The 24952-nt window shown below is 33.0% G+C and carries 28 protein-coding genes and 1 riboswitch; of the genes, 5 read left to right on the top strand and 23 right to left on the bottom strand.

Annotated elements, in window-relative coordinates:
- Positions 1–11: 11 nt before the first annotated feature.
- Genes dgoD through ACNMOQ_RS10570 form a run of 5 tightly spaced genes read right to left on the bottom strand, consistent with a single transcriptional unit; the run spans position 12 to position 4818 of the window.
- The gene (gene dgoD, locus ACNMOQ_RS10550) at positions 12–1160 is read right to left on the bottom strand and encodes a galactonate dehydratase (protein ID WP_147641135.1); all 1149 of its coding nucleotides are present in this window, start codon (positions 1158–1160) and stop codon (positions 12–14) included.
- A 1-nt stretch (position 1161) separates the two neighbouring features.
- Complete coding sequence (locus tag ACNMOQ_RS10555) at positions 1162–1806, bottom strand: bifunctional 4-hydroxy-2-oxoglutarate aldolase/2-dehydro-3-deoxy-phosphogluconate aldolase (protein ID WP_016999755.1); 645 nt, start codon at positions 1804–1806, stop codon at positions 1162–1164.
- A 12-nt stretch (positions 1807–1818) separates the two neighbouring features.
- Positions 1819–2772 carry a sugar kinase gene (locus ACNMOQ_RS10560; RefSeq protein WP_016999754.1) on the bottom strand — a complete coding sequence of 318 codons (954 nt, stop codon included), beginning with the start codon at positions 2770–2772 and terminating at the stop codon, positions 1819–1821.
- Positions 2773–2793: 21 nt separating this feature from the next.
- Positions 2794–3579, bottom strand: coding sequence for an SDR family NAD(P)-dependent oxidoreductase (locus ACNMOQ_RS10565; protein ID WP_416349811.1), 786 nt, complete (start codon positions 3577–3579; stop codon positions 2794–2796).
- Between the two features lie 18 nt (positions 3580–3597).
- Entirely contained in the window at positions 3598–4818 is a 1221-nt protein-coding gene (locus tag ACNMOQ_RS10570; protein WP_064204449.1) for an ROK family transcriptional regulator, read from the bottom strand.
- 199 nt (positions 4819–5017) lie between these two features.
- Here ACNMOQ_RS10570 and glcP point away from each other — a divergent pair, with 199 nt between their 5' ends.
- Complete coding sequence (gene glcP / locus ACNMOQ_RS10575; RefSeq protein ID WP_016999751.1) at positions 5018–6385, top strand: glucose transporter GlcP; 1368 nt, start codon at positions 5018–5020, stop codon at positions 6383–6385.
- A gap of 543 nt (positions 6386–6928) precedes the next feature.
- On the opposite strand, the gene sufB is transcribed toward glcP, so the two are convergent.
- From sufB to sufC, 5 genes are read right to left on the bottom strand one after another with little or no spacing between them, the layout of a single operon-like run.
- Positions 6929–8326: a Fe-S cluster assembly protein SufB gene (gene sufB, locus ACNMOQ_RS10580; protein WP_017000941.1), complete on the bottom strand. Its 1398-nt coding sequence runs from the start codon at positions 8324–8326 to the stop codon at positions 6929–6931.
- Positions 8327–8372: 46 nt separating this feature from the next.
- Entirely contained in the window at positions 8373–8813 is a 441-nt protein-coding gene (gene sufU / locus ACNMOQ_RS10585; protein WP_064211459.1) for a Fe-S cluster assembly sulfur transfer protein SufU, read from the bottom strand.
- Positions 8803–10068: a cysteine desulfurase gene (locus ACNMOQ_RS10590; protein ID WP_416350402.1), complete on the bottom strand. Its 1266-nt coding sequence runs from the start codon at positions 10066–10068 to the stop codon at positions 8803–8805. The genes sufU and ACNMOQ_RS10590 overlap by 11 nt, the downstream gene beginning before the upstream one ends.
- A 2-nt stretch (positions 10069–10070) precedes the next feature.
- Positions 10071–11387: a Fe-S cluster assembly protein SufD gene (gene sufD / locus ACNMOQ_RS10595; RefSeq protein ID WP_017000938.1), complete on the bottom strand. Its 1317-nt coding sequence runs from the start codon at positions 11385–11387 to the stop codon at positions 10071–10073.
- 35 nt (positions 11388–11422) lie between these two features.
- Positions 11423–12202 (bottom strand): Fe-S cluster assembly ATPase SufC, encoded by a 780-nt coding sequence (gene sufC / locus ACNMOQ_RS10600; RefSeq protein ID WP_017000937.1) that lies wholly within the window; start codon positions 12200–12202, stop codon positions 11423–11425.
- Positions 12203–12541: 339 nt separating this feature from the next.
- Here sufC and ACNMOQ_RS10605 point away from each other — a divergent pair, with 339 nt between their 5' ends.
- On the top strand, positions 12542–12775 hold the full coding sequence (locus ACNMOQ_RS10605) for a hypothetical protein (protein WP_017000936.1): 234 nt from the start codon (positions 12542–12544) through the stop codon (positions 12773–12775).
- Between the two features lie 72 nt (positions 12776–12847).
- Here ACNMOQ_RS10605 and ACNMOQ_RS10610 read toward each other — a convergent pair whose 3' ends face one another.
- The 8 genes from ACNMOQ_RS10610 to ACNMOQ_RS10645 form a co-directional block, all read right to left on the bottom strand.
- Complete coding sequence (locus tag ACNMOQ_RS10610) at positions 12848–13453, bottom strand: short chain dehydrogenase (RefSeq protein ID WP_416349812.1); 606 nt, start codon at positions 13451–13453, stop codon at positions 12848–12850.
- A gap of 160 nt (positions 13454–13613) precedes the next feature.
- A complete protein-coding gene (locus tag ACNMOQ_RS10615; RefSeq protein WP_416349813.1) occupies positions 13614–14432 on the bottom strand; it encodes a MetQ/NlpA family ABC transporter substrate-binding protein in 819 nt (272 codons plus the stop codon).
- Between the two features lie 14 nt (positions 14433–14446).
- Positions 14447–15142, bottom strand: a complete 696-nt coding sequence (locus tag ACNMOQ_RS10620) for a methionine ABC transporter permease (protein ID WP_017001083.1) — start codon at positions 15140–15142, stop codon at positions 14447–14449.
- The gene (locus tag ACNMOQ_RS10625; RefSeq protein WP_064211461.1) at positions 15135–16160 is read right to left on the bottom strand and encodes a methionine ABC transporter ATP-binding protein; all 1026 of its coding nucleotides are present in this window, start codon (positions 16158–16160) and stop codon (positions 15135–15137) included. Before ACNMOQ_RS10625 ends, ACNMOQ_RS10620 begins: the two co-directional genes overlap by 8 nt.
- A 75-nt stretch (positions 16161–16235) precedes the next feature.
- Positions 16236–16342: riboswitch (SAM riboswitch) on the bottom strand.
- A gap of 29 nt (positions 16343–16371) precedes the next feature.
- Positions 16372–16695 (bottom strand): thioredoxin family protein, encoded by a 324-nt coding sequence (locus ACNMOQ_RS10630; protein ID WP_017001081.1) that lies wholly within the window; start codon positions 16693–16695, stop codon positions 16372–16374.
- Entirely contained in the window at positions 16652–17056 is a 405-nt protein-coding gene (locus ACNMOQ_RS10635) for a toprim domain-containing protein (protein ID WP_017001080.1), read from the bottom strand. The genes ACNMOQ_RS10630 and ACNMOQ_RS10635 overlap by 44 nt, the downstream gene beginning before the upstream one ends.
- 103 nt (positions 17057–17159) lie before the next feature.
- Positions 17160–17540, bottom strand: coding sequence for a glycine cleavage system protein GcvH (gene gcvH, locus ACNMOQ_RS10640; RefSeq protein WP_064204453.1), 381 nt, complete (start codon positions 17538–17540; stop codon positions 17160–17162).
- Positions 17541–17606: 66 nt separating this feature from the next.
- Positions 17607–17960: an arsenate reductase family protein gene (locus ACNMOQ_RS10645; RefSeq protein WP_017001079.1), complete on the bottom strand. Its 354-nt coding sequence runs from the start codon at positions 17958–17960 to the stop codon at positions 17607–17609.
- A gap of 142 nt (positions 17961–18102) precedes the next feature.
- On the opposite strand from ACNMOQ_RS10645, the gene ACNMOQ_RS10650 reads away from it, so the two are divergent.
- On the top strand, positions 18103–18423 hold the full coding sequence (locus ACNMOQ_RS10650) for a thioredoxin family protein (RefSeq protein WP_017001078.1): 321 nt from the start codon (positions 18103–18105) through the stop codon (positions 18421–18423).
- A gap of 1583 nt (positions 18424–20006) precedes the next feature.
- Here ACNMOQ_RS10650 and ACNMOQ_RS10655 read toward each other — a convergent pair.
- The 3 genes from ACNMOQ_RS10655 to ACNMOQ_RS10665 form a co-directional block, all read right to left on the bottom strand.
- Positions 20007–20546, bottom strand: a complete 540-nt coding sequence (locus ACNMOQ_RS10655) for a nitroreductase family protein (RefSeq protein WP_064204455.1) — start codon at positions 20544–20546, stop codon at positions 20007–20009.
- Between the two features lie 95 nt (positions 20547–20641).
- Positions 20642–21379, bottom strand: a complete 738-nt coding sequence (gene aroD / locus ACNMOQ_RS10660; protein WP_064204456.1) for a type I 3-dehydroquinate dehydratase — start codon at positions 21377–21379, stop codon at positions 20642–20644.
- A gap of 141 nt (positions 21380–21520) precedes the next feature.
- Positions 21521–21934, bottom strand: a complete 414-nt coding sequence (locus ACNMOQ_RS10665) for a universal stress protein (RefSeq protein WP_017001068.1) — start codon at positions 21932–21934, stop codon at positions 21521–21523.
- A gap of 271 nt (positions 21935–22205) precedes the next feature.
- On the opposite strand from ACNMOQ_RS10665, the gene ACNMOQ_RS10670 reads away from it, so the two are divergent.
- Positions 22206–23045 (top strand): DUF4352 domain-containing protein, encoded by an 840-nt coding sequence (locus ACNMOQ_RS10670; protein ID WP_017001067.1) that lies wholly within the window; start codon positions 22206–22208, stop codon positions 23043–23045.
- Positions 23046–23093: 48 nt separating this feature from the next.
- On the opposite strand, the gene ACNMOQ_RS10675 is transcribed toward ACNMOQ_RS10670, so the two are convergent.
- Positions 23094–23276, bottom strand: a complete 183-nt coding sequence (locus tag ACNMOQ_RS10675) for a CsbD family protein (protein WP_017001066.1) — start codon at positions 23274–23276, stop codon at positions 23094–23096.
- A gap of 72 nt (positions 23277–23348) precedes the next feature.
- Positions 23349–24314 carry a DMT family transporter gene (locus tag ACNMOQ_RS10680; RefSeq protein ID WP_416349814.1) on the bottom strand — a complete coding sequence of 322 codons (966 nt, stop codon included), beginning with the start codon at positions 24312–24314 and terminating at the stop codon, positions 23349–23351.
- A gap of 170 nt (positions 24315–24484) precedes the next feature.
- On the opposite strand from ACNMOQ_RS10680, the gene ACNMOQ_RS10685 reads away from it, so the two are divergent.
- Entirely contained in the window at positions 24485–24901 is a 417-nt protein-coding gene (locus ACNMOQ_RS10685; protein ID WP_017001064.1) for an organic hydroperoxide resistance protein, read from the top strand.
- The last annotated feature ends 51 nt before the right edge of the window (positions 24902–24952 follow it).

Here is a 24952-nt window from a genome sequence, read left to right on the forward strand (position 1 = left end):
AAGTTAAAAACTTACCACTCAGCAATACTTCCGTCTTTATGTCTCCAGACTGGATTATGCCAATCATGACCTTTTTCAGCCATTTTTCTAACAAGGTCTTCATCGATTTCTACACCTAAGCCTGGACCTTTTGGAATTTTGACATAGCCATTATCAAATTCAAACACTTCTTTATTTTTGATGTAATCTAAAATATCGCTACCTTTATTATAATGGATACCTAAACTTTGCTCTTGAATAAATGAATTATGACAAGTAGCGTCCACTTGTAGACATGAAGCTAGCGCTATAGGACCTAGTGGACAATGCGGTGCTGCTCCAACATCATAAGCTTCAGCCATAGATATAATTTTTTTACATTCTGTTATACCTCCAGCGTGAGATAAGTCAGGTTGAATGACATCAACATAGCCACTTTCTAAAATTGGTTTAAAGTCCCATCTTGAGTATAGTCTCTCGCCTAAAGCTATAGGAATACTTGTTGTCTGACTCATTTCTCTTATCGCTTCTATATTCTCACTCAATACAGGTTCTTCTATAAACATCGGATTAAATTGTTCTAATTCTTTTGCTAACACTTTTGCCATTGGTCTATGTACTCTACCATGAAAATCAATACCAATGCCTAGATTATTGCCAACCTCTTCTCTAATTCCAGCTACTCTTTCAACAACACTTTCAATTTTATCGAAACTATCTATATATTGTAATTCTTCTGTCGCATTCATTTTAATAGCTGAAAATCCATTCTCATACGCTTTTTTAGCAGCGTTAGAAGTATCTATCGGTCTATCTCCACCTATCCAAGAATAAACTTTCATGGAGTGCCTACAAGCGCCTCCCATTAATTCATGAACTGGTGCATTATAGTATTTACCTTTTATATCCCATAAAGCTTGATCAATACCAGAGATGGCACTCATTAATATCGGGCCACCTCTATAAAAGCTACTTCTATACATCATATTCCAATGATCTTCGATATTTAAAGGATTCTCTCCCATTAATTGTTGCATAAATTCATGTACAGCTGCTTTTACTGTTGCTGCTTTACCTTCTATTACTGGTTCGCCCCAACCAACGATTCCTTCATCCGTTGTAATTTTCAAAAATAACCAACGTGGTGGCACTTGAAATAATTCATAATCAATAATTTTCATTTTATGCACGTCCTTTTTTCAAATGTACAATATCACTAAATTGTTTTGCTGTTTCTTCTAAATTTTTATAATATTCTTCATTTGCTTCTAATTTAGTATTCACTAAAGAACTACCTAATCCAACGCCTACAGCGCCAGCTTTCATAAATTGCTCAATATTATTTAAATCAATACCACCCGTCGGTAACAATGGAATTTGTGGTAAAGGTCCTTGTAAATCTTTAATATATTCTGGCCCCATAGATGTTGTAGGAAATACTTTAATAATATCTCCACCATACTCATATGCATCTAAAATCTCAGTAGGAGATAATGCACCTGGTATGCTCACTGCCCCATATTTTTTAGTCATTTGTATTGTTTCTTTATTCAGTGTTGGCGATAAAATAAACGTAGCTCCACTCAATATCGCTAGTCTTGCTGATTCTGCATCTAATACTGTGCCTGCACCAACAACGACTTTATCCTTCATCTCAGTAGCAACTAGTTCGATAGATTCTAAAGCTTTAGGAGAATTCATTGTGATTTCAATTGCTCGAATACCTGATTTATATAAACTTTTAACAATTGGTAAAATATCATCAGGCTTTGCGTTTCTTATGATTGCTATAATTTTAGTTTCTTTTATTGTATTTAAAGTGTCCATTTTGACAGCTCCTTATCTAATAACATCATCTGTTTTATCTTGATTTTTGAATTGCTCAAGTTCATTCTTACTTGGCAATCCTTCTACATCACCTTTGACCGTAGTAACGAGAGCACCTGCATTACATGCTTGCTCCACAGCATCATGTAATGATAATCCGTTAATAAATCCTGCTATATATCCAGCTGCAAAACCATCTCCAGCACCTACAGGGTCAACTACTTCTATTTCTTTAGATGCTTTCGCATAACCAGATTCATTTCGGGTTTGATAGTATGCACCTTTTTCTCCTAACTTTACAATAACTGTTGAAGGTCCTAAATCAACAATATGTTGAGCGATTTTATCTTCAGATTTCTCATTAAATAAAAATTCTCCTTCACTTATACCAGGTAAAACAATATCACTTAAAGAAATAATATTGAGTAAAGTTTCTCTTGCTTCTTCTTCGCTCCATAACTTTAATCTTAAATTTGGATCAAAAATAACTTTTAAACCTAGTTCTTTAGCGACATTAATTAAATAAAGAACAGCTTCTTTACAGTTTTCACTTAATGCTGGTGTAATACCTGTTATATATAAATATTTAAATTGTGATATATAACTTTTATCAATATTATCTTTTGACATTATGCTAGCAGCTGAATCATTTCTATAATAATGTACATGTGTTTGGTCATATCGTGCCTTTTCTTTAAGGAAAATGCCTGTGCGTGCTTCATCAGTCAATTTTACTGAATCTACATTAATACCCTCACCTCTCACGAATGAAAGTATTCTATGTCCTAATTCATCGTTACCAAGTTGACTAATCCATCCAGTTCTTACACCAAGTTTTTCTAATCCAATAAGCGTATTCGTTTCCGCTCCAGCTATATGAGTAGAAAAATCACGAGCATAGCGCATTGGTCCAACTTCATTTGGAGAAAAAGCAATCATCGTTTCACCTATCGATAATACATCCATTATTCTAATCCTCCTTAAATATTAATAACCATCTGCGTTATATAAGCGAGCTGATAAACCACCATCGATAACTAAGTGCTCACCTGTCATCATTTCAGAATCATCTGAAGCCAAGTATTGAGCTAATTTGCCAATATCTTCTGGTTCGTTAATTCTTGAAGTAGCATGTAAATCTAAGACACCTTGTCTAACTTCCTCTTCATTATCCATTGAATCAAACCAATTTTTTAAGTGGGCAGTATTTGTAAATCCAGGGCAAATAGCATTTACTCGAATATTATATTTACCTAAGCTAAGCGCCATTCCTCTTGTCATACCATTTACGCCACCTTTAGCAGCGGCATACATGTCTGTATCAGGTAATGTAGCGATTGAATGGTTAGAAGAAATATTAATAATAGAACCACCGTTTTGTTTTTTCATTTCTGGAATTACGTGTTTTGAGCATAAGAATGTACCTCTTAAGTCGATATTAATAATTGAATCCCAATCTTCTACAGTTGCTTCTTCAATAGATTTAAATACTGTGATACCTGCATTGTTAACAAGCGTATTAATTTTTCCATAATGCTTCACTGTTTCTTCTACCATATTTATTATACTTTCTTCTTTAGAGACATCAGTTTCTACAAAATATGCATTTCCACCATCTTGAATAATTTCTTCAACCGTTTCTTTACCAAAATCTGCATCAATAGTAGCTACTACTATTTTTGCTCCTTTATGACCCAATTGCTTAGCAATACCTTTTCCTATACCTTTTCCTGATCCTGTTACTATTACGACTTGTTCGTTTAAATTAGCCATTATAAATCCTCCCTATTTTTATTTATTTGGTTTTGGCAAAGTAAATATGTCTTCAACAATTAAAGAAGCTGCACCTATCGTATACAAATTCTCACCTAGTGCTGATGTAATGATAGGTGTTTTTTTAGCTTCTTCACCCATTACCTTAAATTGAATAACTTCTTTAATAATCGGTAGCAAAATGTCACTGATTTTAGTTAAGCTACCTCCTAACACAATAAACTTAGGTCCGAACAAATTGATTAAAATTGTAAAACCTAATCCTAAATTTCTTCCAACTTCTTTTGCTATATCGATGCAAAGTTCATCACCTTTGTTTACTGCGTTATAAAAGTCATCTATATTCAAGTCATCAATGTTTATATTCTGCATTGAAAATACATTACTTTCACCTAATTTCAATTTACGTTTTAACATTTTCAAAATAGCTGTTTCAGATGTAAACGTCTCTAAGCAACCATAATTCCCACATGAACATAATGGACCATCTGGATCGATTGTTACGTGCCCAATTTGACCCGTTACATGATGTGTACCTTTAAATATGGAGCCATTGTTGATAATACTTGCGCCCACTCCATAATCTACCAGGACTGAGATGAAATTCGTTTCATCTTTTCCTTGGCCAAACCACATCTCCGCCAGTGCAGCGCTATTACAGTCATTATCAATTATTACTTTGAGTTGTGTTATGCTTTCTAGAATCTTTTTAATCTCAATATTTTCCCAACCTAAATTAGGTGCAAAAATATTCTTACCTTCTTTAGTATCTACAAGACCATGCATTCCAACACCTATACCTAATACTTCAATTTGTTTTGCTTTATACTCATTTGTAATTAATTTAATTTGCTCACCTAAATATTCAATGGTTGAATTTGGATCCTTTTGCTTGTTCATTTCTATTTGAATTTGATCTAATATTTCAGCCTTCAAATTACTTACGATAATTTTTGTTGAGTAAGCACCAATTTCTAAACCGACTATAACTTTCTTCTCTTTATTAATATCTAACGGTATAGGCTGTCTACCTCTTACTTTTATTTCAGAAGGTTTTTCTTGAATCCATTGTTCTTCAATCAAAATAGAAACTATTTCAGATACAGACGGTCTAGATAAGTCAATCTGTTTAGCTATTTCCACTCTAGAAATAGGTCCATATTTTTGAATTGTTCTTAAAACGAGTTGTTTATTATAATCTTTCATCAAATTCACATTAATTCTTGATGAATCTTTCATAGCCGTCCTCCATTACCTTCAGTAATCTACAATAACTATTAATATGTTAAATAAAATATTTTTCACTTGATTTTCTATCTGCAAAGGCTTACATTTAATATTAAATCAGATTTAATAATTAAAAACAAGTATTTAGTTATTTAAGATAATTAAATCTGACATTTGTCTTTAAATATTTAAAATTTTGGAGGTTATTAGAATGGGAACAAGCAATTTTCGAACAAAGTTAATATTCTTCCTAGGAGCTTTAGGTGGATTGCTTTACGGTTACGATACAGGCGTAATTTCAGGCGCTTTACTATTCATAAAAAATGACATACCACTTTCAAGTACTGCTGAAGGATTTGTCGTTAGTTCAATGCTTATCGGGGCTATATTTGGTGCCGGTTCAAGTGGACCATTATCAGACAAGCTTGGACGACGTAGACTTGTGTTTATAATAGCAATCGTATTTATTGCTGGTGCGCTATTACTTGCAGGTGCACAAAACTTAAGCATGCTTGTTATAGGTAGATTTATAATCGGGTTAGCTGTAGGTGGTTCTTCAGCAATCGTTCCGGTATATCTATCAGAAATGGCTCCTACAGATAAAAGAGGGTCGCTCAGTTCATTAAACCAATTGATGATAACAATTGGTATACTTGCTTCATATCTTATAAACTATGCTTTCGCAGATATGGAAGCTTGGAGATGGATGGTTGGACTAGCTGTTGTACCATCAGTTATCTTAATGATTGGTGTATACTTCATGCCAGAAAGTCCAAGATGGCTACTCGAACATAAAAGTGAAAAATCAGCTCGTAAAGTTATGGGTATGACGCGTAAACAAAAAGAAATTGATAAAGAAATTGACGAAATGAAAGAAATTATAGACATTTCAGAAAGTACTTGGACTGTATTGAAATCAGTATGGTTAAGACCAGTACTCATAATTGGTTGTTTATTCGCTCTACTACAACAAATAATCGGAATTAACGCAATCATTTATTATGCACCTACTATCTTTACAAAAGCAGGTTTAGGAGATTCTACTGCAATATTAGGAACAGTAGGAATAGGTTCAGTAAACGTGATTGTTACAATCTTTGCTATTCAAATCATAGATAAAATAGATAGAAAGAAATTATTAATTACTGGTAACATAGGTATGGTTGGATCATTACTTATAATGGCAGGGTTAGTATGGACAATCGGTCTTGGTTCAACAGTTGGTGCTTGGATTATTGTAGCTTGTCTAACACTATTTATTGTATTCTTCGCATTTACTTGGGGACCAATATTATGGGTAATGCTACCAGAATTATTCCCAATGAGAGCTAGAGGTGCTGCTACAGGTATAGCAACATTATCACTATCAATCGGGAGCTTATTAGTAGCTCAATTATTCCCAATACTTACGTCAGTATTAAGTATTGAGCTAGTGTTCTTAATCTTCGCAGTAATCGGTATTTTAGCTATGATATTTGTTATTAAGTATCTACCAGAAACAAGAGGACGTAGCTTAGAAGAAATAGAAGTAGACTTAAGAAATAGAACATCATCTACTAAATTATCAGAAGTAGATTAATATTAAAGTTTTGAAAAATGAAGAATAAGCTTTAGAGTTTCGGATAAAAATCCCAACTCAAAATAAATAAGCATATCACTTAACTGATTATTTCAGTTTGAAAGTGATATGCTTATTTTTGCAAAATCATAGAAAATATCGCTCTAACGGGCTTGTCTCAAATTTCTTGCACGTTAGAGTGATGTATCATATATATTTGATGTAAAATTACATTATAATTATACAAGATATTGTGCTAACGTGCTTTTTTACTAGCACTTGCTCGTTAGAAAATGTAACGGGCTTGTCTTTTATTTCTTGCACGTTAGCAGTTAATTTCGTATAAATTTTAAGTGGAATTAATAAAAATCACAGCTTTTTATTGCGCTAACGGGCTTGTTTATTAGCACTAGCCCGTTAGAAGATGTAACGAGCTTGTCTCAAATTTCTTGCACGTTAGAGGCTTTACCTTCTTCTTATCCACCATAAACAATAAGCTACTCGCACTTATAAAACAAAACCCCCTCACCAATTAAATTGGTAAGGGGTTTTGTCGTTATATAATTAACCGATTGAACCTTCCATTTCGAATTTGATTAGACGGTTCATTTCTACTGCGTATTCCATTGGTAGTTCTTTTGTGAATGGCTCAATGAAGCCCATTACGATCATTTCAGTTGCTTCTTCTTCTGAAATACCGCGGCTCATTAAGTAGAATAATTGTTCTTCAGATACTTTAGAAACTTTCGCTTCGTGTTCTAATGAAATGTTATCATTCATAATTTCATTATATGGTATTGTATCTGATGTTGATTCATTATCCATAATTAAAGTATCACATTCAATGTTAGAACGAGCACCTGTAGCTTTACGGCCAAAGTGTACTTGTCCACGGTAAACTACTTTACCGCCATTTTTAGAGATTGATTTAGATACAATAGTTGAAGATGTGTTTGGCGCTTTATGAATCATTTTAGCTCCAGCATCTTGAACTTGTCCTTTACCTGCAAGTGCTATAGATAATGTCATACCTCTAGCGCCTTCTTCAAGTAAGAAACATGATGGATATTTCATAGTTAACTTAGAACCTAAGTTACCATCGATCCATTCCATCGTACCATTTTCATAAACAAACGTACGTTTTGTAACTAAGTTATAAACGTTGTTTGCCCAGTTTTGGATTGTTGTATAACGGCAATATGCGTCTTTTTTAACAATGATTTCAACTACTGCTGAGTGTAGTGAATTTGTTGTATAAACTGGAGCAGTACAACCTTCTACGTAGTGTACTGAAGAACCTTCATCTGCAATGATTAAAGTTCTTTCGAATTGACCCATATTTTCAGAGTTAATTCTGAAGTAAGCTTGTAATGGTGTTTCAAGTTTTACACCTTTAGGTACGTAAATGAATGATCCACCTGACCATACTGCTGAGTTTAATGCTGAGAATTTGTTATCTGCTGCTGGAATTACAGAAGCAAAGTATTCTTTGAATAAGTCTTCGTTTTCACGTAAAGCTGAATCTGTATCTTTAAAGATGATACCTTGTTCTTCTAAGTCTTTCTCCATGTTGTGGTATACAACTTCTGATTCATATTGTGCAGATACACCTGCAAGATATTTTTGTTCAGCTTCTGGAATACCTAATTTATCGAAAGTGTTTTTAATTTCTTCTGGTACTTCATCCCATGAACGTTCAGAACGTTCTGATGGTTTTACATAATATGTGATTTCATCAAAGTTTAATTCTGATAAATCGCCACCCCACATTGGCATTGGCATTTTATAGAATTGTTTTAATGATTTCAAACGGAAATCTAGCATCCATTGTGGTTCGTCTTTCATTTCAGATATTTTTCTAACAATTTCTTCTGTCAAACCTCTACCTGAACGGAAAATAGAAACGTCTTCATCATGGAAACCATATTTATAATCTCCAACTTCTGGTGATTTTTTAGCCATTTTCTTCACTCCTCTTTTATTATAGCTTACGCCCAATCTTCAAAAGTTACTGGTCATCTTCTTCTTTTGTGCCTTTTTCAAATGCTTTCCACGCTAAAGTCGCGCATTTAATACGTGCTGGGAACTTAGACACACCTGATAAAGATTCGATATCACCCATATCATCTGTGATCTCATAAGATTCTCCTAGCATCATATTAGAAAACTCTTGACTCATGTGTAATGCTTCTTCGATGGTATGACCTTTTACCGCCTCCGTCATCATTGATGCACTAGACATTGAAATAGAACAACCCTCACCTTCAAACTTAGCATCTTTAATAACATTATCTACTACATCTAATGTTAAGCGGATGCGGTCCCCACATGTTGGGTTATTCATATCTATCGTCATGGAACCATCTTCGATAGCTCCTTTATTTCTAGGATTTTTATAATGATCCATAATCACAGAACGATATAGTTGATCTAAATTATTAAAATTCATAAGAGAAAAACTCCTTCGTTCTATAGAGTGCCTGAATTAACTTATCAACATCTTCAGTAGTATTATATACATAGAAACTAGCACGTGCTGTAGATGATTGATTTAACCATTTCATTAGCGGTTGTGCACAGTGATGTCCAGCTCTAACAGCTACACCTTCAGAATCTAGTGCTGTTGCTAAATCATGTGGATGAACACCTTCAACGTTGAACGTAATCAAACCAGCTCGCTTTTCAGGTGAAGGTCCGTAAATTTCTAAACCTTCTATTTTAGACATCTCATTATATGCGTAATTAACTAGCTCATATTCATGTTGATGAATTTCTTCTAAGCCTAATTCATCAATGTATCTAATTGCTTCAGCAAATCCGATAGCTTCAGCTATAAGTGGTGTACCTGCTTCAAACTTAGTTGGTAAGTCTGTCCAAGTTGCATCTTCTAATCCTACAAAATCAATCATGTCTCCACCAAATTCAATTGGTTCCATTTTATCAAGTAAATGACGTTTACCGTATAGTGCACCAATGCCGGTTGGACCTAGCATTTTATGTCCACTGAAGCTAAAGAAGTCCACATCTAAATCTTGAACGTCAACTTTCATATGTGGAGCTGATTGTGCGCCATCAACTGCAATTACTGCATCATGTTGATGTGCAACTTCAGCAATATATTTAACATCATTTATCGTACCCAATACGTTTGAAACATGTGTAACTGCAACAATTTTTGTATTATCCGTTATCGTGTTATCAATTGCTTCTTTTTCAAGTTCGCTACTGTCAGACATCGGAATAAATTTTAATGTTGCACCAGTACGTTTAGCAAGTTGTTGCCAAGGGACGATATTAGCGTGATGCTCCATTTGAGTCACGACAATTTCGTCACCTTCAGAAACATTTGCGTCTCCGTAACTATGTGCAACTAAGTTAATTGCTGTAGTTGTTCCTCTAGTAAAAACAACTTCTTCAAAGTATCGAGCGTTGATAAATCTTCTGACTGTTTCACGTGCTTTTTCATAAGCATCCGTAGCAAGCGTTCCAAGTGTGTGCACACCACGGTGTACATTCGAATTATATCGATTGTAGTAATCTGCAATAGAATCCGTTACTTGTATCGGCGTTTGACTTGTGGCAGATGAATCTAAATATACAAGTTTTTTACCGTTTACTTCTTGCTCTAATATTGGAAAATCTTTTTTTACTTTTTCTACATTAAATGTTGATTCGGCCACATTATCAGACCTTTCTGTGCCTATTTTTATATTTGCGTTGTTACTTTAGTTTCAATAACTTCACGTAATTGACGTTTAACGCCTTCAATTGGCAATGCAGAAACAACTGGGTCTAAGAAACCATGTATAACTAATCTTTCAGCTTCTTCACGAGAAATACCTCTACTCATTAAGTAGTATAGTTGAGTAGGGTCTACTCTACCTACTGATGCTGCGTGTCCTGCAGTTACATCGTCTTCATCAATTAATAATATTGGGTTTGCATCTCCACGTGCTTTTTCAGAAAGCATAAGTACACGTGATTCTTGTTGTGCATCTGCTTTTGTTCCACCGTGTTTAATGTAACCAATACCATTGAAAATAGATGAAGAACTATCTTTCATTACACCATGTTTCAAGATATGACCATTTGATTCTTTACCATATTGAATAATTTGAGTTGTGAAGTTTTGTTTTTGCTCACCACGACCAACTACTACTGTTTTTAAGTTACAGTTTGAACGATCGCCCATTAAGTATGTTGTATTATCATTAATAGTGCTACAGTCGTTCATTAAACCTAATGCCCAGTCGATAGTAGAGTCTGCTGCTGCAATACCACGACGGATTATGTGTCCAGTGAATCCTTTATCCATGAAATCAACTGTACCGTAAGTTATTTTAGAATTAGCTCCAGCAATAACTTCAGATACGATATTTAATTGATTATCGTTAGAAGAAACAGTTGATAAATAGTTTTCAACGTATGTTACTTCTGCACTTTCTTCAGCCACAATGATAGCGTGATTGAAGAAACTCGCATCGCTATCGTCATGTAATACTACATATTGGATAGGATCTTCTACTACTACATTTTTAGGAACGTAAACGAATACCCCACCATTAACTAATGCAGCATGTAGTGCAGTTAATCTATGCTCATCTACTTTAACAGCATCTGTCATAAAATATTTTTGAACTAAATCACTGTTTTCAATAAGTGCAGTTTTTAAATCTTTAATTACAACACCTTGTTCAGTTAATTTATCATCTACTTTTGTAAAAGCAGGTGTATTATTATGCTGAACGATTAGATTTTTAGCATTTTCAGTATCGATAATTTTTTGAACTGATTCAGGTAATTTATCGATAGACTCAAATGTATCACTTTCAACAGTGTGAGATTTGAAAGAATCAAAATCCCATCTGTTTATTTTTGTTTTATCTGGTTTAGGCATTTCTAATTGTTCTAACTTTTGAAAACTGTCTTTACGTAAATCAGTCATCCATTGTGGTTCATTTTGAGATGCTGAATAATTTACTAAATCTTCAACGCTAATGTTTAACTTTGTTTCAGTTGCCATTTATACTCCTCCTACTTGACTATAATTCTTATATATTATTCAGCGTTAATTGTTTCGTCTTCAATATCAAGCTCTTCTTTAATCCATTCATAACCTTCAGCTTCAAGACGTCTCGCTAATTCTTCGCCACCTGATTTAACCACGCGACCTTGCATCATTACGTGTACGAAATCTGGTGAAATATAATTTAATAGTCTTTGATAGTGAGTGATGATTAAGCAACCAAAGTTGTCACCACGCATATTGTTAATACCTTTAGATACTACTTTTAATGCGTCGATATCTAGACCTGAGTCAACTTCGTCTAAAATACCGAATTTAGGTTCTAACATCATTAATTGAAGAATTTCATTACGTTTCTTCTCACCGCCAGAGAAACCTTCATTTAGGTATCTTTGAGCCATGTCTTGATCCATATCTAATAAATCCATTTGTTTGTCTAATTTCTTGATGAATTGCATTAAGTTGATTTCATCGCCTTCTTCACGTTTAGCATTGATTGCAGAACGTAAGAAGTCAGCGTTTGTAACACCAGAAATTTCTGATGGATATTGCATTGCTAAGAATAAACCTGCTTGAGCACGCTCATCAACTTCCATTTCTAATACATCTTCACCATCTAAAAGGATTTCACCTTTAGTTACTTCATATTTAGGGTGACCCATAATAGCTGATGATAAAGTTGACTTACCAGTACCGTTAGGTCCCATGATTGCATGGATTTCACCTTGTTGTATTGTTAAGTTTACTCCTTTAAGAATTTCCTTGCCTTCTATTTCTACGTGTAAATCTTTGATTTCTAATTTTGATGCCATGTTTATTTCCCTCCAGAGAATTTATTCACATTTTAAAAAGATAACCCTACATTATCTTTTCTAGTTTATAATAATTTTAATGTAACGTCAAAGTTTGTTATGTTTCTTTACTCTTATTATTATAACGTAGTTATATAGGCAATCAAACACTTACGCTCACTTTTTATTATAAAACCCTATTATTACAAGGGTTTAAGTGAAATATTTTTTAAATGATAATAAAATGATTTCATTCTCAATTTATAAATATTCTATTTGAAAGGCCTCAGTAAGCATTTTTTATTTTTTTATAATATAATTATAATAATTAGAGATATAAATTTAGGAAGGATTTTAAATATGAAACGATATGAACAATTTTCATTTGTAATTAGTGCGATATGCGCTTTTATACTATTACTCAATCTAGTCAATGTTATTAATTTGAGCAGTTTAATAAATACTTTACTTACTATTTTAACGATAGTTACGATAGCCACATTTAATATTAGAAATTCTAAATTTATCGGCTTGATTTTATATGCTATTGCCGCTTTAATGCTTGTATTGTACCTTGCAAACGAATTATTTTAGAATAATTTTAAAAAATCAGGAAAAATTCTACTGAAAAAAGAATTTTTCCTGATTTTTGTCTTCAATTATATTTTATTCATATATACGAAAAGTTTGTCCTGATTGTATTCCTTCTATACTTTTCAAATATGCCTTTGCTGCTTTACTTGCTGGTACTGCGTTAAAACCTTTAAAGAAATCACCATAATCTTCAAGCGCTTCTTCGATTACATTAGGACTGACGTTATTAATTCTTAAATTCCGTTTTAATTCAAAGGCAGCAGATTTAACAAATGCTTCTATACCACCGCCGGCCATCGCTGAAGAAACGCCCCCTTTTATTGGATCATCCATGATAACGCCCGTAGTCAAAGTAAAGCTTCCTCCATCATTTATATAATGTTGGCCTATAAGTACTAAATTGATTTGTCCCAATAGCTTACTTGTTATAGCTACCTCATTTGATTCTGGTGTTAACTCACTTAAATCATCAAAATTCGCTGCTCCTGCAGTAGAGACTACAGCATCTATATTTTCGATTTGTTGAAACATGAGTTTGATATCCTCTATGTTTGTCATATCCATTTGGTAATCACCTGAATTACGTCCAACTTTTATGACTTCATGACCATTTTCTTCTAATTCAGTTACAACGGCTGAACCTATCGTGCCATGTGCTCCAACTAGTATTATTTTCATGTTTATCCACCTTTGTTTTAAGTCTTAAATGTAGTTTATTAAACCAACAAAGTAAAAACAAGAAAGATGCATAGCGTAAATCATGAGACGTTTAACCAAACTATTTAGAATAAAAAAAGCCCGAGACATATATAAATGTCCCGGGCTAATTCTTATATCATTATTTTGCTTCTATTACGGCACCATCGTATTTTTCTTTGATGAAGTCTTTAATTTCTTTTGATTGTAAAACTTTCATTAATGCTTTAATTTTTTCATCGTCTTTATGACCTTTTTGTACTGCGATTAAGTTAGCATATGGTGAATCTTTACCTTCAACTGCGATTGAATCTTTTAATGGATTTAACCCTTGTTCAATTGCATAGTTAGAGTTGATAATTGTTGCGTCACCTTCATCTGCTTGATAAGATTTTGGTAAAAATTCAGCTGCTTGTTTGTTATTGAATTTTATATCTTTTTTATTTTCAGCGATATCATCGAATGTAGCATCTACTGGATCAACGCCATCTTTAAGTTTAATTAATCCTTCTTTTTCAAAGAATGATAAGAAACGTCCTTCTTCAGCTGGGTTATTAGATACATATACTGTTGTACCTTTTGGTAAGTCAGTTAATTTTTTATACTTCTTTGAATATACTGCCATTGGTTCGATATGTACGTTACCTGCAGATTCTATTTTGTAACCTTTATCTTTAGATTCAGTTTCTAAGTATGGTGTATGTTGGAAGAAGTTTGCGTCTAATTCACCTTTATCTAATAATTTATTTGGTGTTGTGTAGTCATTAATCGTTTTAATTTCTAACTTGTAGCCTTCTTTTTCAAGAATTGGTTTAGCTTCTTCTAATATTTCTGCATGTGGTGCTGGAGATGCACCGACTTTAATCGTTTCTTTTTTATCTTTATCTCCGTCTCCTCCGCCACAAGCGGCCAATACAACTGTCAATATTGAAACAAACAATAGTCCTAGAACTTTTTTCATTTTAAGGCACTCCTTTAACGTTTATCAATTTTCTTAACAATTAAATCTCCAATAAATTGGATAACAAATACAATAACTAGTATTAATATAGTAGAAACTAGGATTACATCATTTTGATTTCGTGTGAAACCAGTTAGATATGCTAAGTTACCTAATCCTCCTGCACCGATAACACCAGCGATTGCTGTAGATCCTACTAATGCAATTGCAGTTACAGTTAGACCTGATACAAGTGCAGGTAATGATTCTTTAAGTAATACTTTTCTCACAACTGTCCATGTGTTTGCACCCATAGATACAGCCGCTTCTATTACACCTTTATCTATTTCTTTCATGCCAATCTCTACTAATCTTGCGTAGAATGGCGCAGCTCCAATGATTAAGGCTGGTAGAGCACCTTTCGGACCACTTATTGTACCAAGTAAAATATCAGTAAATGGTAGCAACAATAGTATAAGTATGATAAATGGTATTGCTCTAAATAAATTCACTATAAATGAAACAATTGAATAAAATACACGAGAACTTTTAGATGTTCCTTTAGATGTTAAGAACAATAACGTTCCTAGTATTAAGCCAAACACTAGTGTAAAAACTGTTGAAATGACGGTCATGTATAAGGTCTCGTATAACGCTTCCCATACAGCGTCCCATCTCACGTTAGGCATTGTTACCATTTCAGTGATTATTTCACCAAATGACTTATTCATTAATACCCACCTCAACTTTCACACCAAGATTATTTAATTCTTGTTTAATCTGGTCTTTAGAATAGTTTCCATCAGGCAGATGTACAATCATATGCCCAAAAGTACCGTTTTGAGTGAGTTTAACGTCGCCTTCAATGACATTAATATTTACGTTATATTCTTTAATCACTTTGGCTAACACAGGTTCTGAACTAGTTCCACCTACAAAGTTCAGCTTCCATATTTCACCTTCAGGCTGTTCTTTCTTGAAGTCTTGCAACGTTCTTTCTAAATCGTCTGCTTTCAAATCATCCTTAACAAATCTTTGCGTTACATGTGTTTGAGGATTATTGAATACATTGATGACTTCTCCTTCTTCGACAAACTTACCATTTTCCATTACTGCAACATGATCACAAATCTTTCTTATAACGTGCATTTCATGTGTGATAAGTATAATTGTTAAATCCAGCTCTTTATTGATGTCTATCAATAAATCTAGTATTTCATCTGTTGTTTGAGGGTCAAGGGCACTCGTAGCTTCATCACATAATAATACGTGTGGATCATTTGCTAAAGCTCTCGCGATTCCTACTCTTTGCTTTTGCCCACCAGATAATTGAGATGGATAAGCATTTTCACGACCTTCTAATCCTACTCTTTTGATTAACGCTTCTGTCTTTTTATTAATCTCGCTTTTAGAGACACCTGCGATCTCTAACGGAAAAGCAATGTTGTCTTTAACTGTTCTAGACCAAAGTAAGTTAAAATGCTGGAATATCATACTTACTTTTTGTCGTTTTTTTCGAAGTTCTTGTTTTGACAATTTACCTATATTCGCACCATCTACTATAACTTCACCTTCAGTAGGGGTTTCTAACCCGTTAAACATTCGAATCAAGGTACTCTTTCCAGCTCCTGAAAAACCGATTACGCCATATATACTTCCTTTTTCTATATTTAAGTCAACATGGTCAACAGCTTTTATGTCACCTTTTTTTGTCTTGAAAGTCTTTACGACCTTATTTAACTCGATCAAATCTGTTGCCTCCTAATCCTTAAATTAAAAACGCCTCACTCTAATGATTAGAGAAAGGCGTTATTAATTGTCTTTCTCTCATCTCCAAAAGTTTACACTTTCTGTGAATTGGCACCATTTCATATTTATATGACGGTTGCCGGGCTTCTAAGGGCACATCCCTCCACCACTCTTGATAAGAGCTATTACGTATTTAATTAAATTCATACTATCACGATAAGTTTTTATCGTCAATAACTTTTTGAATATTCTCAACTATATACGGAACTGACTGAAATGCATAAATTCTTTTTATAACTTTTTCTTGTTTCATTATAAATAGAACTGGTACGGATTGTATTTCATATTCTTCACAAAATTCCGGATAAAAGTTTAAGTCACATTTGTTTATAGGTAGTTTTGTCATTTCGTTGGCAATATCTAGCATGCGTTCTGAGATTTTACACGTTCCACATGTTGGTGTATAACCGAATAACAAATGTATATCTTCATTAAAAAGCTTGTATACATCGTTCGATATTTCTGTGCGTTTCATGATAACGATACTTCCCTTTCAATACAAAGTCGTGATTAACTTCAAATCCATGATAGTTTAACACATTCGCTAAATATTGTCTTGGGCAACGTGCTACCTCAGTAAAAGTTGAATCTATATAAATATGATGACTTTCACTCACATATTTTTTGAACCATTTTCTTATGCGTTTACCTTCTTTATCTTGATCGACTAATATATACACTTGTTTACCATAAATTTCATCTAAAAGTTCGTCCATTTTTTCGACACCCATTGTACCGTGTGTGCAAATTACGTGAACGGGTTCATTTAATACTTCTTTCACTCGCTTCTTATCTGAAATACCTTCTACGATTATTACTTTTTTAATCATCGCCATGGCCTTCACCTTCTACAAATGAATAATATTATATTTTTACTTCTCAATGAGATTATGCTAAAAAACTCCATGATACTACTGTACCGTGGAGTTTGTTGTATTGCTATTCACCTATCATTTCACTATACGCATCAGCATCTAATAAATCATCTAATTGTGATTTATCAGTTAATTCTACTTTGACCATCCAAGCTTTGTCATAAGAAGATTCATTAACGTATTCAGGACTATCTTCTAATTCATCATTTACTTCTACAACTTTACCAGAAAGAGGTGCATATAGTTCAGAAACTGTTTTTACAGATTCTACACTACCGAATGAATCTCCACTAGTTAATTCGTCACCTTCTTCTGGTAACTCAACAAATACGATGTCCCCTAATTCAGATTGAGCGAAATCAGTAATACCGATTGTAACTACATCGCCATCAACTTTTACCCACTCGTGTTCTTTTGAATATTTTAACTCACTAGGCACTGCCAAAGTAATCCCCTCCTATATGTAATTCAATTATAATAATGACATAAAGCCCTTATTCAAGCAACTATTTTATAGCCAAGTTTGGCGGTATTCATCTTCTTTAAAACCTAAAGTGATTTTGTTACCTAATACAGCTAATGGGCGTTTAATTAACATGCCATCTGAAGCTAATAATTCGAATTTTTCGTCGTCAGATAAATCATCAATTTTATCTTTAAGACCTAACTCACGATATTTTGCACCACGCGTGTTAAATAATTGATTAACAGTAACGTCTGTTCCATCAATCATATCTTTTAATTCGTTAGCAGTTGGTGTTAATTGAGTAATATCTATTGGTTCAAAACTCGCACCATTTGTTTCTAAAAATTTTGCAGCTTTTTTACATGTTGTACAGTTAGGATATTGATAAAATTTTATCATGTCTATACCTCCATATGTGTATTTAACATCATTATACCAATATTAATTAAGAACACATAGTCTTGAGTTAAATATTTTTTTAATAAACAAAAATAAGCTATAATTCATTTATAATATTAATTCTTAAGGAGCTTGAAAATATATGAAAACAATAAACCAATATGATGAATTCAAAGAGGTTACACAAAGCGATAAACCAGTAGTCATTAAATTCTTTGCAGGCTGGTGCCCAGATTGTACGCGTATGGATCAATGGATAGATCCGATTGTCCAAGAATACAATAATTACGATTGGTATCAAATTAATCGTGACGATGTCCCAGATGCAGCAACTGAAAATGATGTAATGGGTATCCCAAGTTTATTAATATTCAAAAACAATGAAAAACTAGCACACTTACATTCAGCAAATGCTAAAACACCAGAAGACGTAAAAGCATTTTTAGCTGAAAATTTAAAATAAGATGATTTAAGGCTTCTCCTCATCCGATGGGTTTGTTATTTACGGATGAGGAGATTTTTTATATGATATTTTAAAAAGTTCATGCTTGTTTTGCTAGTTCTTAGATCTGCCATTTTTTATGTTTATTGTTATTATAGCAACCCATAAATCATATTTTACTTTAGATTTTCATTGTGAAGATATACGAAAGTGCTTTGTTTTTAGGTTTGAGCCAGAATAAAAAGTTAATTCGTGAGTTTAGGTATTACTTAATCCAATAGAGGTGTGTAGTTGGATTATTGTATTAGTAAATCTAATAAGAAGGCGTCTACTTGGATTATTGTCTTAGTTAATCCAATAAAGGTGCATGTACTTGAATTATTGTCTTAGTAAATCCAATAAAGGAGCGTCCACTTGGATTATTGTCGTAGAAAATCCAATAAAAAGTGCTCTACTTGGATTATTTTCGTAGTAAATCCAATAAGAAGGTGTCTACTTGGATTATTGTCTTAGAAAATCCAATAAAAAGTGCTCTACTTGGATTATTTTCGTAGTAAATCCAATAAAAAGTGCTCTACTTGGATTATTGTGTTAGTAAATCCAATAAAAAGTGTTCTACTTGGATTATTGTCTTAGTAAATCCAATAAGAAGGTGTCTACTTGGATTATTGTCGTAGTTAATCCAATAAGAAGGCGTCTACTTGGATTATTGTCTTAGTTAATCCAATAAAGGTGCATGTACTTGAATTATTGTCTTAGTAAATCCAATAAAGGAGCGTCCACTTGGATTATTGTCGTAGAAAATCCAATAAAAAGTGCTCTACTTGGATTATTGTCTTAGTAAATCCAATAAGAAGGTGTCTACTTGGATTATTGTCTTAGAAAATCCAATAAAAAGTGCTCTACTTGGATTATTTTCGTAGTAAATCCAATAAAAAGTGCTCTACTTGGATTATTGTGTTAGTAAATCCAATAAAAAGTGTTCTACTTGGATTATTGTCTTAGTAAATCCAATAAGAAGGTGTCTACTTGGATTATTGTCGTAGTTAATCCAATAAAGGTGCATGTACTTGGATTATTGTCTTAGAAAATCCAATAAAAAGTGCTCTACTTGGATTATTGTGTTAGTAAATCCAATAAGAAGGCGTCTACTTGGATTATTGTCTTAGTTAATCCAATAAAAAGTGTTCTACTTGGATTATTGTCGTAGTTAATCCAATAAGAAGGTGTCTACTTGGATTATTGTCGTAGTTAATCCAATAAAGGTGCATGTACTTGGATTATTGTCTTAGAAAATCCAATAAAAAGTGCTCTACTTGGATTATTGTCTTAGTAAATCCAATAAAGAGCGTCTACTTGGATTATTGTCTTAGTAAATCCAATAACAATATCAACTCATGCTTTTTTTGATTAATAACATCCAAAAAAGGGAGTGGGACAGAAATCTCATTTTAATAAACAGATTTCGTAGTCCCACCCCGGCAAGGATGACTAGGGTTGGAAAAAGCTTGATATAAGCGCATTTTCAATCCAGTCAGCTACTGCCATTATAATTAAAGAGGCTGAGACACGTATTTATATCCCTAGCTCTTTTAAATTAAAACTTACCACTTCGTTAATGTGGATTTATTTTTTCTTCTTGAGAATACAGCATTTTCATCTTTTTCAGTTACATATAAAAATCCGTTTACGTCTTCATCATCATTTGCACCAACGATATCACGGAATGTTGGTTTAAAGATGTAGTCAGGTGTTTTCCAACATGAGCCCATACCCGCTTCGTGTATCAATAGCATTAGGTTTTGCATAAATGTTGCTACAGCCATTTGATTTTCAAGATTTTCTTTTTGTCTAGTATCTCTTCTAGCTAATATCACAAAAATACCACCAAGTCTTGAAACTTTTTCTATATGCTGTTCTTGTTTTTTCTCATCATTCACAAATGCAGATGTAGCTACCTTTTTAGCAAATTCATTTATTTTGTCTTTACTAACGTATACTAAACGCCAAGGTTCTCTCATTCCATGATTCGGAGCATATGTTGCTAAATCAACTAGTGACATTAGCTTTTCTTCATCGATGTGCATATCATGATCATAATTTTTAACACTACGTCTTTCTTGTATGACTTGTTGTAATTCCATTTTAACACTCCTATTAATCTATTGATAATTATTATCAATTATAGCATATAAATAAGCCTGAGTTCTAACTTTGAGAATTCAGGCTTAAAAATATTCTACTGGTTATACAGTGCGAGTTGTTCTTTAATATTTTTAACATGTAATTGCCCTGGTGCTGCTTCGCTACCTACAAAACCATAAGTAAGTCGTGAACCAAATAAACCGCCAGTAATCCTAGTCATAATACCAAGCTCACCCATTGATATACCTACTACGTCGATATCTAATTGATGATATGCTCTATTCATCGCATTTAACAACGATAATAAGTCTTTTTCGTTGTTAGGCATTACTGCTAATTTTCCAATATCAGCACCTAGCTCTGCCATTTTTTCGTAAGTCACAAACATTTCTTCCACATCTGGCGTTGCTTTAAAATCATGGTGCGAAATAATTATTTTGACGTTATTATTTTTAGCTCTTGTAATACAATTCATTAGATTATCTTCATAAGTATCTAATTGAACATCGACATAATCTGCTTTTTGATTACAAATAATATCTTGCATCAATTTATAATATGTTTCATGGTCGAAGTCCCCTAATCCACCTTGACCTTTTGAACGATAAGTAAAGAGAATTGGTGAAGCGGTATACTTTGATTTAAACGCAGCTAACACTTCATTTATATTTTCCAAAGAAGTATCAGATAGTGTATCCGCTCTAAATTCTACAATATCTACTGATTTGTCGTTCATATTAAGTTCTTCTACTGTTTTTTCAATATCGTTTTTATCTTTTAAAGATACGGTCGCAACAATATCAGGAAACGTTTCTTTGCCTTTTTGTTTCATAGCCATTCCTCCAATGTTCTTCTATTACCATTTTACATTAGTTAGCGCTTTTTTTCTATTGAATTCAATATAATACGATAATAAAAAAACAGCAAAAATTCTTATTTTATTAAGAACTTTTACTGCTTATAATAAAGTTTATTATTTTACTATTAAAACTGGAATCTTAGCTCTTTTAGCTACTTTATGACTTACGCTTCCTAGTACTAATTTATCAGCATCTTCAGCTTTTCTATTACTTAGTACTACAATTTCATAATCTCCGCTATTTGCTAATTTAAGTAACCCAGCCTTTGGATTACCTTTAATAAATTCTAGATTATATTTAATGTTTCGTTCATTAAAGAAGTCAAATACATGTTGAATACCTTTTTGACGTTTCTCTGTCATTTCTTCAAAGTGCACACCTGTACGGACTGAAGCTTGTATATCTTTCTCGCTTATCATATTAATCATTGTAACAACTGTACCTTCACCTGAAAGTTTTGCTATTTCTTCCAGAACTTTTTCATTTTTCATATCTGTATCGATGCCGAATAAAATGTCTCTATACATGTTTACCACTCCTTTACTTTATTTTAAATGATATTGTAAGCACTATTCAACTTTTATCAACCATTATATATATTTATTATTAACCAACTATTAATATTCTGTATATTTAATAATAAGTGTAGATTTATTTCCCAAATTACTATAAACTAAAAATAATTAATAAAGAATACAATTGTTTTTCATTTTTTAATCTCTATTATAAGGCAATTAGAAAAAATGAATTTCTATTTATTTTTTATTAAAAAATAGTTTTGTGGAAGGGGGAAATATTATGAATAATTCTAACCAATCAAATGAAAATCCATTCAATCAAAACAACTCAGACCAACAAAGCAATCAACAACAAAATTCACAACAAGAGAACCCGTTTAATCAGTCGAACCAAAGTGGTTTTCAAGGGAATCAACCACCTCATTCTGGAGATCAGGGAGATTCAAATCTTAAACCATGGTTATTTGGTTGTGGTGGATGCTTAGTTATATTCATAATATTGGCGATTATTCTAGGTGCATGTGCAGCAGGGCCAATCAAAGAACAAATTGATAACTTTACGAGTGATACTGAAGAAAAATCTACTGAAGAAAAGTCTACCGAAGAGGAATCAACTGAGGAAGAATCTACAGAAGAAGAAACAACTGAAGAAGAGACAAGCGAAGAATCTACTACTGAGGAATCAACAACTGAAGAAAATGACAACGATAGTTCGGTGACAAATAAAACATCAAATCTTGGCGGATCAATTAACGCTGTGGGTACAAAAATCACAGTCGAAAAAGCAGAATTCGTTGAACCAGATTCTAAATATAGTAAACCAAGCAAAGATAAAATATTAAAAGTTTACTATAAACTAGAAAACATTAATAATTCTAGCTTGATTGTAGGCGACACTAACTTTGGCGTTACAGCAGATGGCCAGAGAGTAAGTAAATTCTATAGTATGCGTGATTCCGATGCTGGTTTCAGCTTTAGCTTAAAACCTGGACAATCAGATGAAGGTTATGTATATTATGACGTGCCTGATGCAGATAAATATGAGGTACATTTACAATTAAAATCAAAAGATAATAGTTATAGAATGAAATGGAATATTAAAGATTCAGATTTAAAGTAAATAAGAAGCCGTTTGACAATAAACTTGTCTAACGGCTTCTTAGCTTTTTTATTTCTTGAATTTATCAATTACTTCATTTGCTTTATCTTTAACGTTCTCTACAGCTTCTTTAGCTTTGCCTGAAGTTTTTTCTTTTTTACCTTCGTTTTCTAAATCTTTATTATCCGTAACGTCACCTACTGTTTCTTTAACATTACCTTTTGCTTTTTCATATTTACTTTCGTCTGCCATCATTTATCACCCTTTATAAATCAATTTGAATGATTTATCATTCATTAATTACATACCACTTTCCATATAGCTTTAAACATTAATTTTGGAAGGTTTTTTTAATGGCAAACTATCTATAAAGCTATATATCGCCATGCCGATAATAATAAGTGCCACTCCTAGCACACTCAATGGCCCTGGGATAGGCAATCCAAGTAATATCATCTCTCCTATAATAGCAAAGACAACTTCTAAAGACTGCGTTGCTTCGACTCCTGCTAATTTCTCTTGGTCATCTTTTACAAGATTCGTTGCATAGAAAAACAGTACTGTTGCAATAATTCCAGAAAACAACGCAACTATAAAAGATTGTGTAACTTGATTAGAAGATGGTAGACCATGTTTAATATATCCTATGCCAAATATTATAAACCAGACGGGCATCGTAACTAAGGTCATTCCAAATACTCGTTCAATTGTACCTATATCATGTTTGACTACACTCATCATTTTTCTATTTCCTAACGGATAACAAAATGCAGCAATTATTATAGGTAGAAATCCAAGCAAGAAAATATTTAAATGAATTTCCGAAGCTTGTGGTATTTGTATAATGATAATGCCTACAAACATAATGCTAGATATAGCAAGTGACCTCCATGGTATTTTATTTCTCACTAAAATGGTTTCACCGGATACTTTCACTTTATCTATAAAGAGTGGCGCTAATAACATGCCACATATAATCGTAATTTGCCATGTCCCTGATATTACCCACCCAGGACTATATTCAGCTGCAAACGTTAAAGGTGCATAAAATAAAACGAATGCAAAGAAACTCCATATAAACCAAGATGATTTGTACATGCTGATATGCTTCAAGACATGACCTGTTTTTCCTTTAATTACTACAATTAACCATAAAAAAGGCAACATGAAAATAAAGCGAAGAGATGAACTAAAATACCATGATCCACCTTCATTAGCCATTAAATGATTAAATACAAATGTAACTGCAAAAAATAAAGCTGCCAAAATACCAATTAAAATCGCTCTCATGTTAGCCCTCTCTCTTATACGTTTAATATTCATTATTCCATAAAAGAATGACGTTTTACATTATTTTTTTAGAAAATATCTCATATTTATAAATTAAATATTTTTAAAATGGTTTAATTTATAATAAGCGGGTAAACAATATATATAATCTATAAGGAGGTCTTTTTTTTATGGCAACTCAATATGAAACTAAAGCAACAAACACTGGTGGACGTAAAGGTCATGTTTATACAGACGATAAAGCAATTGATGTAGACGTATTACCACCACAACAAGCTGATGGCAATGCGACTAACCCTGAACAGTTATTCGCTGCAGGCTATGCTTCTTGCTTCAATGGTGCTTTTGATTTAATCCTTAAACAAAACAAAGTGCGTGACGCTGAACCAGAAGTTACGTTAACAGTTCGTTTAGCAGATGATCCAGAAGCTGAAAGCCCTAAATTAGAGGTAGACATTGATGCAAAAGTTAAAAATGTTTCTCAAGAAGATGCGGAAAAATATTTAAAAGATGCTCATGACTTCTGTCCTTATTCTAAAGCGACAAGAGGTAATATCGACGTTAAATTAAACGTAGAAGCAGTTTAATATAATTGCCTAGATTAATTTAAAATCAAATAAATCAGGAGGCGTTCTTCA

Source organism: Mammaliicoccus lentus (genome assembly GCF_947036595.1).
Lineage (GTDB): Bacteria > Bacillota > Bacilli > Staphylococcales > Staphylococcaceae > Mammaliicoccus > Mammaliicoccus lentus.

Bases quoted from the DNA above. Each gene is read 5' to 3' on its own strand.
- glcP (WP_016999751.1), top strand. From the start codon at position 5,018: ATGGGAACAAGCAATTTTCGAACAAAGTTAATATTCTTCCTAGGAGCT.
- ACNMOQ_RS10645 (WP_017001079.1), bottom strand. From the start codon at position 17,960: ATGATAAAATTTTATCAATATCCTAACTGTACAACATGTAAAAAAGCT.
- ACNMOQ_RS10565 (WP_416349811.1), bottom strand. From the start codon at position 3,579: ATGGCTAATTTAAACGAACAAGTCGTAATAGTAACAGGATCAGGAAAA.
- ACNMOQ_RS10670 (WP_017001067.1), top strand. From the start codon at position 22,206: ATGAATAATTCTAACCAATCAAATGAAAATCCATTCAATCAAAACAAC.
- ACNMOQ_RS10655 (WP_064204455.1), bottom strand. From the start codon at position 20,546: ATGGAATTACAACAAGTCATACAAGAAAGACGTAGTGTTAAAAATTAT.
- ACNMOQ_RS10615 (WP_416349813.1), bottom strand. From the start codon at position 14,432: ATGAAAAAAGTTCTAGGACTATTGTTTGTTTCAATATTGACAGTTGTA.
- ACNMOQ_RS10635 (WP_017001080.1), bottom strand. From the start codon at position 17,056: ATGGCGATGATTAAAAAAGTAATAATCGTAGAAGGTATTTCAGATAAG.
- dgoD (WP_147641135.1), bottom strand. From the start codon at position 1,160: ATGAAAATTATTGATTATGAATTATTTCAAGTGCCACCACGTTGGTTA.
- ACNMOQ_RS10560 (WP_016999754.1), bottom strand. From the start codon at position 2,772: ATGGATGTATTATCGATAGGTGAAACGATGATTGCTTTTTCTCCAAAT.
- sufC (WP_017000937.1), bottom strand. From the start codon at position 12,202: ATGGCATCAAAATTAGAAATCAAAGATTTACACGTAGAAATAGAAGGC.
- ACNMOQ_RS10605 (WP_017000936.1), top strand. From the start codon at position 12,542: ATGAAACGATATGAACAATTTTCATTTGTAATTAGTGCGATATGCGCT.
- ACNMOQ_RS10630 (WP_017001081.1), bottom strand. From the start codon at position 16,695: ATGAAACGCACAGAAATATCGAACGATGTATACAAGCTTTTTAATGAA.
- ACNMOQ_RS10555 (WP_016999755.1), bottom strand. From the start codon at position 1,806: ATGGACACTTTAAATACAATAAAAGAAACTAAAATTATAGCAATCATA.
- ACNMOQ_RS10610 (WP_416349812.1), bottom strand. From the start codon at position 13,453: ATGAAAATAATACTAGTTGGAGCACATGGCACGATAGGTTCAGCCGTT.
- sufB (WP_017000941.1), bottom strand. From the start codon at position 8,326: ATGGCTAAAAAATCACCAGAAGTTGGAGATTATAAATATGGTTTCCAT.
- ACNMOQ_RS10620 (WP_017001083.1), bottom strand. From the start codon at position 15,142: ATGAATAAGTCATTTGGTGAAATAATCACTGAAATGGTAACAATGCCT.
- sufD (WP_017000938.1), bottom strand. From the start codon at position 11,387: ATGGCAACTGAAACAAAGTTAAACATTAGCGTTGAAGATTTAGTAAAT.
- ACNMOQ_RS10665 (WP_017001068.1), bottom strand. From the start codon at position 21,934: ATGTATAGAGACATTTTATTCGGCATCGATACAGATATGAAAAATGAA.
- ACNMOQ_RS10570 (WP_064204449.1), bottom strand. From the start codon at position 4,818: ATGAAAGATTCATCAAGAATTAATGTGAATTTGATGAAAGATTATAAT.
- ACNMOQ_RS10675 (WP_017001066.1), bottom strand. From the start codon at position 23,276: ATGGCAGACGAAAGTAAATATGAAAAAGCAAAAGGTAATGTTAAAGAA.
- ACNMOQ_RS10685 (WP_017001064.1), top strand. From the start codon at position 24,485: ATGGCAACTCAATATGAAACTAAAGCAACAAACACTGGTGGACGTAAA.
- aroD (WP_064204456.1), bottom strand. From the start codon at position 21,379: ATGAAACAAAAAGGCAAAGAAACGTTTCCTGATATTGTTGCGACCGTA.
- ACNMOQ_RS10680 (WP_416349814.1), bottom strand. From the start codon at position 24,314: ATGAGAGCGATTTTAATTGGTATTTTGGCAGCTTTATTTTTTGCAGTT.
- sufU (WP_064211459.1), bottom strand. From the start codon at position 8,813: ATGAATTTTAATAATTTAGATCAACTATATCGTTCTGTGATTATGGAT.
- ACNMOQ_RS10650 (WP_017001078.1), top strand. From the start codon at position 18,103: ATGAAAACAATAAACCAATATGATGAATTCAAAGAGGTTACACAAAGC.